Origin of the sequence: Actinomadura kijaniata NBRC 14229 (genome assembly GCF_001552175.1) — a bacterium.
GTDB lineage: Bacteria > Actinomycetota > Actinomycetes > Streptosporangiales > Streptosporangiaceae > Spirillospora > Spirillospora kijaniata.
Map to the genome: position 1 here is coordinate 24,865 of NZ_BCQR01000011.1, position 13,532 is coordinate 38,396.

18 protein-coding genes are annotated in these 13,532 nt (G+C 73.1%); 5 read left to right on the forward strand and 13 right to left on the reverse strand.

The annotated features are described in order from the left end of the window. Positions 1-7: 7 nt before the first annotated feature. A complete protein-coding gene (locus AKI01S_RS04740; protein ID WP_067812513.1) occupies positions 8-976 on the reverse strand; it encodes a hypothetical protein in 969 nt (322 codons plus the stop codon). A 185-nt stretch (positions 977-1,161) separates the two neighbouring features. Between AKI01S_RS04740 and AKI01S_RS04745 the strand changes: the two genes are divergently transcribed. Continuing rightward, positions 1,162-1,929: an SDR family oxidoreductase gene (locus AKI01S_RS04745; protein WP_067812514.1), complete on the forward strand. Its 768-nt coding sequence runs from the start codon at positions 1,162-1,164 to the stop codon at positions 1,927-1,929. Between the two features lie 3 nt (positions 1,930-1,932). Here the strand turns inward: AKI01S_RS04745 and AKI01S_RS04750 are convergent, their stop codons facing one another. Both AKI01S_RS04750 and AKI01S_RS04755 read right to left on the reverse strand, forming a co-directional pair. Next, positions 1,933-2,196 carry a MerR family transcriptional regulator gene (locus AKI01S_RS04750; protein ID WP_083998916.1) on the reverse strand — a complete coding sequence of 88 codons (264 nt, stop codon included), beginning with the start codon at positions 2,194-2,196 and terminating at the stop codon, positions 1,933-1,935. 679 nt (positions 2,197-2,875) lie between these two features. Continuing rightward, on the reverse strand, positions 2,876-4,666 hold the full coding sequence (locus AKI01S_RS04755) for a WD40 repeat domain-containing protein (protein ID WP_157419663.1): 1,791 nt from the start codon (positions 4,664-4,666) through the stop codon (positions 2,876-2,878). 80 nt (positions 4,667-4,746) lie between these two features. Here AKI01S_RS04755 and AKI01S_RS04760 point away from each other — a divergent pair, with 80 nt between their 5' ends. Next, positions 4,747-5,865, forward strand: a complete 1,119-nt coding sequence (locus AKI01S_RS04760) for an NADAR family protein (protein WP_067812516.1) — start codon at positions 4,747-4,749, stop codon at positions 5,863-5,865. A 5-nt stretch (positions 5,866-5,870) separates the two neighbouring features. On the opposite strand, the gene AKI01S_RS04765 is transcribed toward AKI01S_RS04760, so the two are convergent. Further along, on the reverse strand, positions 5,871-6,152 hold the full coding sequence (locus AKI01S_RS04765; protein ID WP_218009551.1) for a hypothetical protein: 282 nt from the start codon (positions 6,150-6,152) through the stop codon (positions 5,871-5,873). 162 nt (positions 6,153-6,314) lie between these two features. Beyond that, the gene (locus AKI01S_RS04770; protein ID WP_067812518.1) at positions 6,315-6,872 is read right to left on the reverse strand and encodes a dihydrofolate reductase family protein; all 558 of its coding nucleotides are present in this window, start codon (positions 6,870-6,872) and stop codon (positions 6,315-6,317) included. A gap of 138 nt (positions 6,873-7,010) precedes the next feature. Between AKI01S_RS04770 and AKI01S_RS04775 the strand changes: the two genes are divergently transcribed. Further along, complete coding sequence (locus AKI01S_RS04775; protein ID WP_067812519.1) at positions 7,011-7,829, forward strand: MOSC domain-containing protein; 819 nt, start codon at positions 7,011-7,013, stop codon at positions 7,827-7,829. Here the strand turns inward: AKI01S_RS04775 and AKI01S_RS04780 are convergent. Genes AKI01S_RS04780 through AKI01S_RS04795 form a run of 4 tightly spaced genes read right to left on the reverse strand, consistent with a single transcriptional unit; the run spans position 7,826 to position 9,855 of the window. Then, the gene (locus AKI01S_RS04780) at positions 7,826-8,080 is read right to left on the reverse strand and encodes a 3'-5' exonuclease family protein (protein ID WP_067812520.1); all 255 of its coding nucleotides are present in this window, start codon (positions 8,078-8,080) and stop codon (positions 7,826-7,828) included. The genes AKI01S_RS04775 and AKI01S_RS04780 overlap by 4 nt on opposite strands. After that, positions 8,077-8,664, reverse strand: a complete 588-nt coding sequence (locus AKI01S_RS04785) for a cadmium resistance transporter (RefSeq protein ID WP_067812521.1) — start codon at positions 8,662-8,664, stop codon at positions 8,077-8,079. Before AKI01S_RS04785 ends, AKI01S_RS04780 begins: the two co-directional genes overlap by 4 nt. 25 nt (positions 8,665-8,689) lie before the next feature. After that, positions 8,690-9,277, reverse strand: a complete 588-nt coding sequence (locus AKI01S_RS04790; RefSeq protein WP_067812522.1) for a hypothetical protein — start codon at positions 9,275-9,277, stop codon at positions 8,690-8,692. Next, positions 9,274-9,855, reverse strand: a complete 582-nt coding sequence (locus AKI01S_RS04795; RefSeq protein WP_067812582.1) for a TetR/AcrR family transcriptional regulator — start codon at positions 9,853-9,855, stop codon at positions 9,274-9,276. The genes AKI01S_RS04790 and AKI01S_RS04795 overlap by 4 nt, the downstream gene beginning before the upstream one ends. A 68-nt stretch (positions 9,856-9,923) precedes the next feature. Here AKI01S_RS04795 and AKI01S_RS04800 point away from each other — a divergent pair, with 68 nt between their 5' ends. Beyond that, positions 9,924-10,433 carry an isochorismatase family protein gene (locus AKI01S_RS04800; protein WP_067812583.1) on the forward strand — a complete coding sequence of 170 codons (510 nt, stop codon included), beginning with the start codon at positions 9,924-9,926 and terminating at the stop codon, positions 10,431-10,433. A gap of 13 nt (positions 10,434-10,446) precedes the next feature. Here the strand turns inward: AKI01S_RS04800 and AKI01S_RS04805 are convergent, their stop codons facing one another. From AKI01S_RS04805 to AKI01S_RS04820, 4 genes are all read right to left on the reverse strand, one after another. Further along, positions 10,447-10,875, reverse strand: a complete 429-nt coding sequence (locus AKI01S_RS04805) for a hypothetical protein (protein ID WP_067812523.1) — start codon at positions 10,873-10,875, stop codon at positions 10,447-10,449. 75 nt (positions 10,876-10,950) lie between these two features. Continuing rightward, positions 10,951-11,373: an STAS domain-containing protein gene (locus AKI01S_RS04810; RefSeq protein ID WP_083998898.1), complete on the reverse strand. Its 423-nt coding sequence runs from the start codon at positions 11,371-11,373 to the stop codon at positions 10,951-10,953. Positions 11,374-11,422: 49 nt separating this feature from the next. Continuing rightward, a complete protein-coding gene (locus AKI01S_RS04815) occupies positions 11,423-11,782 on the reverse strand; it encodes a 5-carboxymethyl-2-hydroxymuconate Delta-isomerase (protein ID WP_067812525.1) in 360 nt (119 codons plus the stop codon). Between the two features lie 5 nt (positions 11,783-11,787). Continuing rightward, positions 11,788-12,582, reverse strand: coding sequence for an alpha/beta fold hydrolase (locus AKI01S_RS04820; protein WP_067812526.1), 795 nt, complete (start codon positions 12,580-12,582; stop codon positions 11,788-11,790). A gap of 303 nt (positions 12,583-12,885) precedes the next feature. Here AKI01S_RS04820 and AKI01S_RS04825 point away from each other — a divergent pair, with 303 nt between their 5' ends. Next, positions 12,886-13,494, forward strand: coding sequence for a TenA family protein (locus tag AKI01S_RS04825; protein ID WP_067812527.1), 609 nt, complete (start codon positions 12,886-12,888; stop codon positions 13,492-13,494). Positions 13,495-13,532: the final 38 nt, after the last annotated feature.

Consider the following 13,532-nt stretch of genomic DNA (forward strand, 5'->3'; position numbering starts at 1 on the left):
CAGGGGCTCAGAGCCGCCGCGATCTTTTGTTGAGGAGAAGGACGGCGCCCATGGCGGCGATGACGGCGGCGAGGGTGGCCCACCAGAGCATGCCGCGCCCGCCGGGGGCCTCCGCGACGCGCAGGCCGCGGTCGGAGACGCCCGTGGGGTCGACGAGCAGCGCCCCGTCGGCGGCGCGGCCCGCCTCGGACCCCCGGACGTCGATCCGCCGGTCCCCGCACCGGTAGTGGTGGACGGCCTCGGGCGACGCCGCCCTCGGCCGGAACTCCGTCGTGTCCACGTGGCGGCAGTCCACGCGCTGCCCGGCGACGCCCAGCCACGCGTGGAGGCCGCCGGTGAAGTTGGTGACGAACAGGGCGCACACCAGCGACAGCAGGACCGCGCCCGGAACGACGCCCCTTCGGGAGCGGAAGAGGCTCACGCCCAGCAGCCCGACACCGGCGATCGTCAGCAGGACCGTGAGCGCGGGGAGGCGTTCGGTGCCGTGGGCGAACAGCGCGCCCGTGGCGCACAGCAGGGGAACCGCCACCACCAGGGCGGTGACGGCCCCGGCGGGCAGGGCGCGGTCCCACCCCAGCAGGCCGCCACGGGTGTAGATCCCCGTGCCCACCGGGACCAGGCACAGGTACCCCATCCAGACGGCGGTGTCGTCCGCGGTGACGGCTGCCACGACCACGGTCATGGCCGTCGCCGCCGCCCCGTACAGGATCTGGTGGTCCGCCGCGCGCACGGCGCGCGGTCTCTCCGGGGAGCCGGCCGGAAGCCGGGCGAGACCGCAGGTGATCGCCAGCAGGTTCGCGCCGAGGAGGGCGAGGAGGTAGCCGACGGCCGTCCAGTGCAGCGGGGACAGCGCCAGGACCAGGCCCAGCGCGTGCAGCCCCGCGGAGGGGAACAGGCAGCCGTAGGCGTTGGGAGGTGAGTTGGGAGGCGAGGCGTCCACCTCGGCGGCGGGGGTCGCGTCGTCGGCAGGGGGCACCGCGGATCCTCTGGTCGAAGGGCCGCGTCGGGCGCGGAACCGCTACGGATCATAGTGAGCCGCGCCCACCGCCCGGTGGCGTCCGCGGTCGGTGGCGTACGTCACATGACTGGGCTGTCACAGGGATCGGGGCACCGGCATCTCCATGGTCGTCAGCATGCCGTGCCAACGACAGGAGCTTGGCCATGAACGAGCACACCACCCAACAGAAGATCGCGTTGGTCACCGGGGCGAACAAGGGCCTCGGCCGCGCGGCCGCCGAACAGCTTGCCGCGCTGGGCATGACCGTCCTGGTCGGTGCCCGGGACGCGCAGCGCGGTGAGGAGTCCGCAGCGGCGCTGCGTGCGGCGGGCGGTGAGGCGCACGCGCTCACCCTGGACGTCACGGACGCGGTCACCGTCCAGGAGGCCGCCCGGCAGATCAGTGAACACTTCGGTCACCTGGACGTGCTGATCAACAACGCCGGGATCACCGGCTCGGGGCAGGTCTCGCCCACCGACGCCACCGACCAGATCCCCAGCACCGTCGAGCTGGACATGGTCCGGGCGGTCTTCGAGACCAACGTGTTCGGGGTGATCGCGGTGACCAACGCCATGCTGCCGCTGCTGCGCCGCTCCTCGGCCCCGCGCGTCGTCAACGTCAGCAGCCACGCCGCGTCGATGGCCCTGACCAGCGACCCCGACGGGCCCTTCGCCGCGCTGCTGCCCTCGGCCGCCTACACCCCGTCCAAGGCCGCCCTCAACGCCCTGACCGTGCAGTACGCCAACGAACTACGCAAGGACGGCATCCTGGTCAACGCCGCCGCCCCCGGCTACGTCGACACCGACAGCAACAACCACACCGGACACCTGACGCCCGCCCAGGGCGCCGCGATCCTGGTCCACCTGGCCACGCTGGACGCGGGCGGCCCCACCGCCGGGTTCTTCACCCACGACGGTCCGGTGCCCTGGTAGCGGTCAGGTGTGCTGGCGTTCGCGCTGAAGCTGGGCGTTGATGCGCTGGGCCTCGGCGAGCTGGTCTTCCAGGATGATGATGCGGCAGGCCGCCTCCAGGGGGGTGCCCTGGTCGACCAGGTCGCGGGCGCGTTGCGCCAGGCGGAGCTGGTAGCGCGAGTAGCGGCGGTGCCCGCCGGGCGAGCGCTGGGGGACGATCAGTTTGGTGGCGTCCAGGCTGCGCAGGAACGCCGGGGTGACCCCCAGCATCTCGGCGGCGCGGCCCATGCTGTAGGCCGGGTAGTCCTCGTCCTCGAACTTGTCGTCGAGGCTGTCGTCGGGGACCGCCCGCACGAGTGCTTGCTGGTCGCCGGTCAGGGCCGGCTCAGGTGCTGTCACGAAACCTTCCGTACTGCCGTCGGTGCTTCCATTTATCAGTACTGCCGCGGTGGAGGGAACGCAACGAGGGCCCCGGCGCCAAACCGCGGCGCCGGGGCCCAGAGGTACAACACCATCTACCCGGCCCTGCGGCCGGTCTTCCACGTCGACCGCTCATTTCCGCGGGGACGTGGGGATCGCGAATGCGTGACCGTAGACCACCGTCCTTTTCGTGGAGGCTGCGGTACCCGCGCGGCGTGACTGGAGCCTGCTGCGGGCGATCCCGATGGCGCCGAACTCTCCTTTCCTCAACTTCATCTGCGTGTTGCGGTACTGCGTCTCTCCTCACCGGCGGCTCGTCGTCCGCCGGGCGGCAGACCGGCTGCCGGAGCCCCTTCCACTGCGCTGGCCCCGGCACGCCCGGTCTGCGCCATCCATCTGTACGGGCAGTTCGTCCTCTGCCGCGTCTTTTGGACCTTCGCTGTTCGATGACAGGAACTCTACCTGCCGTCCGCCCAAATATCTACTCGGGTCGCTGTAGATTTTCGTAGATCGCCTGATGCGATCCGCGCCGGTGGTCCGCCGGGGGTCAGCGGGCGAGCCGGTCCTCGGCGGCCTCGACGTCCGGGACGACGTCGAGGTCACCCCATCGGACCGGCCACGCGAACCGGCGTCCCACCACCCACGCCAGCACCGCGTCGAGGTCGTCGCGGTTCTCCCCGTCGGTGATCACCAGGGCCTCGCCGGGCCCCGCCGCCGGGGACGCCAGAACGCCCCACCGCCCGCCGCCCAGCGGGAACGGGTCGGCCTCGAACACGCCGTGCAGCAGGTCCCCCTGTTCCACGGGCGGCTCGTTTTCGTCGTCCTCGCCGTCCTCGTCCTCGCCGAACGTGTAGTCGCCCATGGCCTCACCCGTCAGGGCCCGGACGAACCGCAGCGTGCGCTCGCCGAGCACGGCCAGCACGTCGCCCGCCCCCCACAGCACCGCCACCGACCCCTCCGGCACCGGGAACGACCCGACCCGCGCCGCGGTGTCGTCCAGCGACCAGACCTCGACCCGGCCGTCGCCGGTCAGGCAGGCCCCGTGCGTCCCGGACGGCGCCCACGCCCACGGACGCTCCTCGCCCTCGAAGAAGCCACGGCCGGTGTTCCCGGTCGTGGCGATGTCCAGGCGGTGGAGGGGACGGCCGTTCTCGTCGTGGACGGTGACGCCGCCGCCGTGCTCGGCCACGACGGCCAGCACCGGCGTGTTCCCGCGCATGCCCCAGTGGAGCGAGCCTTCCGCCTGCCGCACGGGCTCGCCGACCTCCTCGCCGGTGTCGGCGTCGAACACGCGCAGGAGCCCGTCGGTGACGGACGCCAGGCGCCGGTCGTCCGGGCTGAACTCGACGGGGAAGTCCGCCCGCACCAGCCACCGCATCCGCCCGCCCGGCATGTCGACCGAGCACGCCCAGCCACGGCCGTCGGACCCCAGCAGCCGAGTGCCGTCCTTCGACCACCGCACCCGGACGAAGGACCACTCGCGATCGTCGAGGTGACGCGCGAACTCCTCGGGGATCGGCTCGGGGAGTTGTTCCACGCCGTGCTCGGACTCGGGGTGGAAGATCTTGCCCTGGTCGAGCGCCGCGACGCACCCCGTCACCTCGTGGTCGCCGCGCATCGAGATGTAGGCGCCGCTCCCGTCGGGCTTGAACGCGAAGACCGCCGCCGCGTCCTTGCCGTCGGTCACGTCCGCGGTCCCCAGCGGGTCGAGGCGTTCGCCGAACGCCTCCCACGCGCCGACCAGGTTGGTGCTGAACGCCACCGCGACCCGCGTCCCGTCCGCCGACCACTGGACCGTCTCGCGGTACCCGGGCCAGCCGACCCCCTCCTCGATCTCGTCGATCACGTTCACCGACCGTCCGGTCCCCATCTCCCAGATCTGGAGCGTGCCGCGGTCGTCGCGCATGTCCCAGCGGGCGGTCGCCAGCCACCGTCCGCACGGGCTCAGCGCGTAGTCCTTGAACGTCGCCGCCGCGTTGACGTAGGGGTGCCGCAGCCGCGCGCCCAGCTCGCGGAGCCGCGCCGTCGCGGCCCGGTGCTCGTCGGTGACGCCGCGCTCGCGTTCGAGGGCCGCGAGCCGTTCGCGTTCCTCCGCGAACCACTCGGGCACGGCGACGTCATGGCCGCCGCCGCTCAGGACCGCGTCCACCAGCTCGGCCACCGGAAGCACCGGGACCCCTTCGAACGCGTCACCGGACCAGCCGAACGCCACGTCGCCGGGGCCGAGCGACCTCGGGACCACCTCGGCGCGGAGCTCCTCCAGGCGTCGCCGCAGCCCCTCCTGGTGTCCGGAGAGCACAGAGGAGTCCAACACGACCCGCTTACCTCGAATGTCCATGATCGGGAACTGTAGGGACGGGGCCCGACATCGGCGCGGACTTCGCAGAGAAGTGATCGGGAAGGACTAGCCTGTCGGGCATGCCTCTCGACCGGACGTACCGGGTCGTCGACGGCGAACGCATCGAAGGCGTTCTCCGCCCGGTGTTCGTCCGGAACGGCGACTACTACCTGACGAACATGGCCATCTTCGCCGACGGCGCGATCGACTGCTGGGGGTGGACCGACCTGGACGGCCTGCGCGGCAAGCTGGAGTCCGGTTGGATCGCGACGGAGCTGGAGCCCGACGGGCGGGCCTCGGTCCACCACCTGGCGAGCTGGCGGTTCGCGGAACCGGCGACGGCGGTGTCGGCCGAGGACCTGCTGGGCGAGGTCGCCGATGTCATCGAGGAGCTCAACGGCCGCCCGACCTCCGCCGAACGGTGCCTGGAGGCCGTGTCCCGGTACCTGGAGACCCGGCGGGAGGAGGACCGTCTCGCGCTGAGGGCGGCCTACGAGGCGATCCCGTCCCACCAGCGCGTCTACGTCCTCGGCGACATGGACCACCGCGACGTCCCGTTGCGGTTGCTGGTGGCCGGGATCGGCGACGTCTGCGACGACTACACCACCTACGAGCTGGAGTACGCCGACGACGCCATGACGCGGGACGGCCACCTCGTCGTCACCGAGCAGGTCAGGCAGTGGGCGCTCGACTACTTCGCCGAGTACGGGGTGCCGGGTTTCCGGCGGCGCGAGCCGCGGGAGACGACGACTTCCCCCACCGTGGTGCTGAACTACGGCAAGCCGATGTACCCGGAGAGCCACGGCCTGCGCAACGAGTTCCCCGCCCCCATCACCGTGGACGGGACGACCTACCCGACGGTCGAGCACGCCTACTGGGCGCTGTCCACCACCGACGAGGCGCTGGCCGAACGCGTCCGCGCCGGCGACAGCGCCGCCGCCCGCGACCTGGCCGCCGAGGGCCCCAGCCGTCCCGGCTGGGACGACGTCCGGCTGGCGGTCATGACCGAGCTCCTGCGGACGAAGTTCGACCAGCACCCCGACCTCGCCGACGTCCTGCTCGCCACCGGCGACGGCCGCATCCACTACGCCTCCGCGCCGTCCCCGTTCTGGGGGACGGGCGAGGAGGGCCGCAACTGGATCGGCCGCCTCCTCGAACTGGTCCGCTCCGAACTCCAGGCCCGCCGCCACGGCCTGTAGCCGCCTCAGTCGGCATGGCGCCGCAGCCACCACGGGTCGTCGGGCGGCGCGAACGGATCGGGGGAGGTGCGGGCCGCGAACGCCGCGTCGAGCGGCTCCACCAGCGCCCGCAGCTCCCGCGCCGTCCGCGGCGGCAACGCGTGCAGGGCCACCTCGATGACCTCGCGGTGCCCCTCGTCGCAGCAGGGGCAGCAGTAGGGCCGGGGCTCCCGGGAGATCTCCGCCCAGCGGCGCAGCGCCCGCACACCGGCGCCCGGCAAGAAACGTTCGCGGTCCAGCACTCTCAACGCGGCGACGAGCGCGGACGACGCGGACGCCGGACCCGGCTGGTCACGAAGGTAGGGGGAACGGTCGCGCGACTCGGCGCGTACCCGTGAAGGCCGCCTACGCGGCATCGTCCTTTCGCGTGTCGGTCATGACCGACAGCATGCCAGCCGCGCCCGGCGGCGTCACCCCGCCCGGTACCGCAGCAGCACGACCCCCGAGCGGAACGGCCGCGTCTCCACCGGCCGCAGCCTCGGGATCTCCGCCTCCTCGAACAGCCGCGTGCCCTGCCCGACCACCACCGGGTGGACGAACAGCCGGTACTCGTCCACCAGCCCGGCCGCGACGAGCCCCCGCACCAGCGTCGTGCTCCCGGTCGCGACGATGTCCCCGCCCGGCGCGGCCTTCAACGCCCGGACCTCCTCCTCCAGCGGCCCGCGCAGCACGGTGGTCCGCTCCCACCCCGGATCGCGCAGCGTCCTCGACACGACGTACTTCTCCACCGCGTTCAGGTGCGCGGTCACCCCGGAGGTGTCGTCGGTCTGGTGCGGCCAGTAGCCGCGCATCTCCTCGAACGTCACCCGACCGAACAGCACGGCGTCGTTCGCGGCCATGTGCTCTCGGAGCACCGCCGTCATGTCCGACTGGTCCACCCCGGGTTCGTTCGCGACGGCGAACCACCCCTTCGCCGCGTCGATGACCCCGTCGAGCGTGATGTTCTCGGTGACGACCAGTTCCCTCATCCGATGCCCTCCTCCGGTGGCGGCCACGGGTGCCGACCGGCCCGGCGGCCCGGACTCGTCGCGGTATCTGACAGATCCTCGTCAGGTATCGCGCCCCGCCCTGGCCCCGAGCGGATGATCACTCCTAGGCTCGCGTCCATGGCGACCATCGTGGAGCTGATCACGTATCCGGTGAAGGGCTGCGCCGGGGTCCCGCGCGCCGCCGCCGTCCTCACCCCGGCGGGCCTGGCGCACGACCGCGCGTTCATGGTGACGGGGCCGGACGGAACGTTCCGAAGCCAGCGTCGCGACCCCCGCCTGGCGCTCATCCGGCCCGACGTCTCCGAGGACGGAGAGGAGCTCACCCTCCGCGCGCCCGGCCTCGACGACCTGCGACTCAAGGTCGACCTGGGCGCCGGACGCCGCGACGTCACCATGTTCGGCGCCCCCTACCAGGGAATCGACCAGGGCGAGACCGCCGCCGAATGGTTCACCGAGGCGCTCGGCACCCCTAGTCGCCTGGTCCGCTTCCCGCCCGGGCTCGACCGCGTGACCGACGGCCTCGTCCCCGGCCGCGCCGCCTACGCCGACAGCGGCGCGGTCCACGCGGTCTCCCGCGCGACGCTGCGCGCGCTGAACGACCGCGTTCCCGGCCCGCCGGTCCCCCTGTCCCGCTTCCGCCCCAACCTGGTGATCGACGGCTGGGACGACCCGCATCGCGAGGACCGCGTCCGCCGCCTCGCCGTCGGCGACGCCGAACTCGCCTACGCCAAGCCCGCGCTCCGCTGCGCGGTCACCCTGGTCGACCAGGACACCGCCGCCAAGGCCGGACCCGAGCCGCTGCGCACGCTCGCGACCTACCGTCGCGCGCCCGGCGGCGGGGTGGCGTTCGGGGTCAAGCTCTCGGTCACCCGGCCCGGAACGCTGACGACCGGCGCCGCGATCGACGTCCTGGCCTGGGGCGACCCGGAGGTCTAGAGCGCCACGGAGCGGACGCCGTCCAGCACGACCCGCCCGCCGACGTCGGCCCGCCCCGCCCCGGGTGCGGGCCGCGCGGAGATCACCGACCCCCGGCCCTGGCGGACCGTCAGCGGCCTCCCGTGCCGCGCCGCCAGCGCCGTCCCCGCCTCGCCCGGCAGCCCGGCAGAGTCGAACACGCCGCCCAGCCGGTTCCCGAACCGGCCGTCCTCGTCGCAGAACACCCGCACCACGTGCACGTCCACGGTCACGGCATCCGCCCCAGCACTCCCGACTCCGCGACGATCAGCGCGCCGATCGCCATGAACACCCCCGGCACGAGCCACCTCCCGTACCGCTCGACCAGCCCGACGACCCACCGGTGCGACCCCAGCCACGACGCCGCCAGGCACCACACCGCGACCCCGGCCGCGAACACCGCGACGGTCACGGCCGTCGCCCCGGCTCCCACGGTCCGGAAGACGGGCGTGTAGACGGAGATGTTGTCGGCCCCGTTCGCGATGGTCACCCCGGCGATCGACAGCACCCCGGCGGCGACGGCGGGCGGGTCGTCGTCCCCGCCGCGCAGCGCCCCGACCAGCCCCCGGACCCCCAGCGCGAACGGCACCAGCCCCAGCAGCCCCACCCAGTCGTCGGGGACCACGGTCAACCCGAGCGCCGCCACGATCGACACCGCCGTCAGCGCCGCGATCCCGGCGTACTGCCCGGCCCACACCTGCCATGCCCGCGGCGTCCCGTCGGCCCGCGCGGACAGGAACAGCACCGTCAGCACGACGAGATCGTCGATGTTCGTCCCGACGAACATCCCGACCGCCGTCCCGACGGTCCCCGCCATTCCGCCCACACGCCGAACCTACCGATCACGTCCCCCGACGCGCGGGGCCGCCCTCGGGCACCCGCTCGTACGGCTGCTCCGGGACGGCGTGGGCCAGCACCAGCTTGAGCAGCAGCACGGCGGGCAGCCAGCCGAAGCCCGCCGGGTCCGGCAGCGACGTCGACGCCATCACCCCGGCCAGCACCACCAGCAGCGCCACCGGCCGCGCCAGGTACGACGGCGCGCGCACCACCAGCACGACCCCGGCCAGCGCCCACGCGTACCACAGCGGCCCCCACCACCACGGCCCGCCGAACACCAGCCCGGCCACGATCGGCTGGACGTGGACGGCGGTGAAGCCGACCGGGTCGTGCAGGAGGCGGTTCAGGCGGGTCGGCCGCAGCGGCAGGGGACCGTGGTAGAAGCGCTTGGCGGCGTCGAGGCCGTTCGCGACGACGCCCCCGGCCAGGTCCACCACCAGCGCGATCGCCACCAGGTGGCGCCACCACTCCCAGTCCAGGCCGCGGGCGGAGGCCAGCAGTCCGGCGATCCCGGCGACGGCCGCCGCGCAGGGCAGCGCGTACTCGGCCGCCGTGGTCCCGGTCCCGAAGAACCAGCTCGGCCGCGCGCTCATGGCCGCAGGCCCCGGGTGTAGACCAGCATCGCCTCGGACGTCCAGCGGACCAGCCCCTCGGTCGACAGCGGGTCGAGGCCGAGCACGTCGGTGATGCGGTCGCGCAGCAGGATCATCGCCAGGTCGTTGACCGTCAGGAACGCCGCCCGCACCGCGGGGTCGGGCCCCCGGGCGTCCTCCGGCATGGCGTCCAGCCTGGCCCGGCTCACCTCGAACAGGCGGCGGAACAGCGCGCGCCCGGCCTCGCCGTCGCCCAGCAGCAGCCCGCGCAGGTAGTCGGGGATCGGGGAGTCCGGCGGCAGGTACCGCAGCAGCGCCGCCGCCAGCGACCCGCCGCCCGAGGAGTCGGCGGTCAGCTCCCCGAGCATGCCGTCGAACGTCTCGACGACATGCCGGTCCACCTCCTCGCGCAGCCCGTCCTTGGTCCCGAAGTGGTGGATCACCAGTCCCGGCGAGACCCCGGCGGCGGCGGCGACCCGCCGCACCGTCACCGTGTCCGGGCCGTGCTCGGCGAACAGCCGCAGCGCCTCGTCGCGGATGACCGCGCGGGCGGTCCGGTCGTCGTTTGTTGAACGCATGTTCAGCACACTAAACAAGTGTTCAGTCGCTGTCCAGGGTGGTGCAGATCACCCCCTATGGTGTGATCATGGTCACCGTTGATCCCGCCCGTACCGCCCTCGTCCTGGTCGACCTCATGCAGCGGATCGTCGACCTGCCGCTCGCGCCGCGTCCCGGGGCGGACGCGCTGGAGGCGGGCTGCCGCCTCGCCGAACGGTTCCGGGCGGCCGGGGCCCTGGTGGTCGCGCTGCGCTCCGAGCGCCCCACGGCCGAGCAGCCCCCGGGCAGCCACCTGGCCGAACGCGCCGCCGCGCTCGCCGACGCGGTCGTGGTCAAGCGGACGGTCGGCGGCTTCCACCAGACCGGCCTGCACTGGACCCTGCAACAGCGCGAGGTGACCACGCTGGTCCTGGCGGGCATCGCCACCAACATGGGCGTGGAGTCCACGGCCCGCTCCGCCGACGACCACGGCTACGAGCTGCTGTTCGCCGAGGACGCGATGACGGCTCTCACCGCCGACGAGCACCGCGCGGCCACGACGCTGAGCCTGCCCCGCTTCGGCAGGGTGGTCGCGTCAGCGGAGATCGAGCCCGCCTAGCCGCGCGTCCGGGTCATTCGGGGTCGGCCCAGGGGTCCGGGCCGCCCGCGGGTCCGGCGACGATCCGCAGCGTGAACGGCCGGTACTCGTCGTCGGCCTCCTCCACCGTGAACCCCGCCGCCGTGAGGATCGCGCCGAGGGCCCGCTCCATCGCGACCGCCACCGCGCCGCTGAACAGCAGCGCCGGGTCGTCCTCCCCGGTCTCCTCCCCGATGGCGTAGGCGGCGGCGCGGGCGAGCTGCGGGTGCAACCGCCAGGTCGCGTAGACGCCGCCGGCCGCGTCCGCGCCGTAGTCCACCTCGATCTCGGCCCCGGAGCCGAGCGTGACCTCCAGATCGCTCGGCATCAGCGGCAACCCGGCCGCGGCCAGCGCGTTGCGCGCGTGCGCCGCCAGGCGATCCCGGGCCCGGCACGTCCCGGGAGTGGCCTTCTCGTATCTCACGACACCTCATGATCTCCCCTGGATCTGCCGAGGTGAAGAGGGTTTCGGCGGGGCCGCGTGCCGGAGGGGCCGAAGTCAGGCGTTCTCGGTCGTCCGCCGCTCCGGCTCGGCGGACACGCGGAACCGGTCGCGGTTCCGCGGCTCGGGCAGCGTGTCGGTCACCGTCAGGAACCGGTCCAGCCCCATCCAGTTGAGGCGTTCGCCCAGCGAGGGCGGGACCCGCATCAGCACCAGCTGCCCCTGCGCCCCCCGCAGGCGCTTCCACACCCTGATCAGGGTGTTCAGGCCGGAGGAGTCGATGAAGCGCAGGCGGTGCGTGTCGATGGCGACATGCTTGTGCTCTCCCAGGTGGGAGGGGTCGAGCGTGGCCTCCAATCGCGGCGCCGTGGCGAGGTCGAGGTCGCCGGCCACGGACACCACGACCCACCGCCCCTCCACCCGCCGGCTGATCTCCACTGCGTCGTCCGGAGGTGTCGTCTCCTTGATCACCAGGGTCACCCCGTAAGTGGTCGGCTGTTCTGCCCCCCTCTACCCAGCATCGGCGTGACTATTGCGGCAGGACGCGCTTGTGATAGGCGGCGATATCCCGGACCTCCACGGTGACCTGGGTGTTCCGTCCGGATTCGGGACCGAGGAAGCGGCACAGGGTCTCCAGCGTCAGCGCGCCGAGCCGTTCCTTCACGGCCGCGGCGCGCCCCGGCAGGATCGCCACGTCCGCGTGGACCATCGCCTCGGCCGCGCCGCCGTCGCCGATGACCACCTCGTCGAGGGCGTGGAAGCGGGTCTTGAAGTCGGCCGGCGGGCTGCCGATCAGCTCCGACGCGGCGGGGTGCAGCGCGAGCGCGAACCCGCGCCGGTCGAAGAGGTCGGCGAGGACGGCGGAGTACTCGATGGTGATCTGCGGCATGCGGCCTATTCTGTCCGGCCGGCCGGCCCGTCCGCCGTCGCGAGGAAGTCGGCGATGAGCTTGCGCCACTCCTCGGGGCGCTCGGCGAACGGCAGGTGGCCCGTGTCGAGCTCGGCGACCCGCGCGCCGGGGATCCCGGCGGCCAGCCGCCGCTGCGCCCCGGGCGGGACCAGCCGGTCGGCGGTGGTGACGACGACCAGCGTCGGAACGGAGATCCCCGCCAGGTCCCCGCGCACGTCCACCCGCCCCACGAGGTCGACGTGCTCGGGCGTCCCCGGCGGGACGGTCGCGGCGGTCCCGGCGAGCGCGCCCCGCAGCTCCTCCTCCGACAGCGCCTCCAGGGCCGCCGGGGAGAGGGCGGTCGGCAGCAGGAAGTCCGCCAGGCGGCCGCGGTCCTCGTGCTCCAGCAGCGTGGCCCAGGTGTTCAGGGTGAGCCGCATGTGGTTGTCGGGCCGGGCGAACGCGGCGGTCAGCACGAGGGAGGTGACCCGTTCGGGGTGCCGGACGGCGGCCCGGACGGCGACTGCGCCGCCCAGCGAGTACCCGGCGACCGCGAACGTCCCCAGCCCCTCGTCCACGGCGGCCGCGACGAGCTGGTCGGCGAGCTCGTCGAGCTCCAGGGGCCGCCCCGAGCGCGGGGTGTCGCCGGTGCCGGGGTAGTCCACGCCGACGACGGTGCGGTGCTCGGCGAGGCCGTCGAGGATCGCGCCGTAGTTGGGGGCGACACCGCCGCCGGCGCCGTGGGCGAGGGCCAGGCCCGGTCCGGAACCGCGGACGGTACGAGCGAACGGCGAGGTCATGGGAGGCTCCCTTCTTTCTGTATCGGTCGCTAAAGAACCTTAGCCCATATCTGTATCGATCGCTACAGAAGAAGACGGCGGCAGGCCGGGAACAATGTCCGGCGGCAGGTGGTTACACGTGATGGTCGGTGTGCCTGGTGTCCCCGGGCCCTACCTGTCGCCTTCACGGAATACCGTTCGGCCGGAGCCGTGTCGTGCCTTTCGCCGAGAGGCGACCCGCGCACCGATCCAAGCGTCAAGGCCCCGCCGGACCCCGCGTCCGGCGGGGCCTTCGTCGTCCACGGCGAATGGGACACTTCCGGTATGAGTCTCGCCGCGCACCTGGAGAAGACCGGCCTTTCGCTGGTCGAGGAGCAGTTGGAGCACCCCACCGTGACGGGCATCGCCCGCGGCGATCTCGACGTCGCGGTGTTCCGGTCCTGGCTGGAGCAGGACTACCTCTTCCTGCTGGACTACGTGCGGGTGTTCTCCCGGCTGGCCTGGCAGGCTCCGGACGCGCACCTGGGCGACCTCGTCGACCTCGCCCACGCCACGTTCCACGACGAACTGGAACTGCACCGCTCCCTGTCGGCGGAGTTCGGGGCCGACCTGGCGGGCGCGAAGAAGGGCCCGGCCTGCGCGGCCTACACCGCGTTCCTGCTGGACAGCGCCGCGAGCTACGCCGAGGGCCTGGCCGCGCTCTACCCCTGCATGTGGGGCTACTCGACGCTGGGGCGGCGGCTCGCCGAGAACCCGCCCGCCGAACCCCGGTACCGCCGCTGGGTCGACACCTACGCCGACCCCGGCTTCGCCGAGCTGACCCGCCGCATCGCCCAGATGATCGACGAGGCGGGCGGGGACCGGGAACGCTCCGAGGTGCTGTTCCTGGAGGGCATGCGCCACGAGATCGCGTTCTGGGACGTCCCGCTCTGACGTCCTCCTCGGTGAGGAGTCCGTCACCCAATGGAATC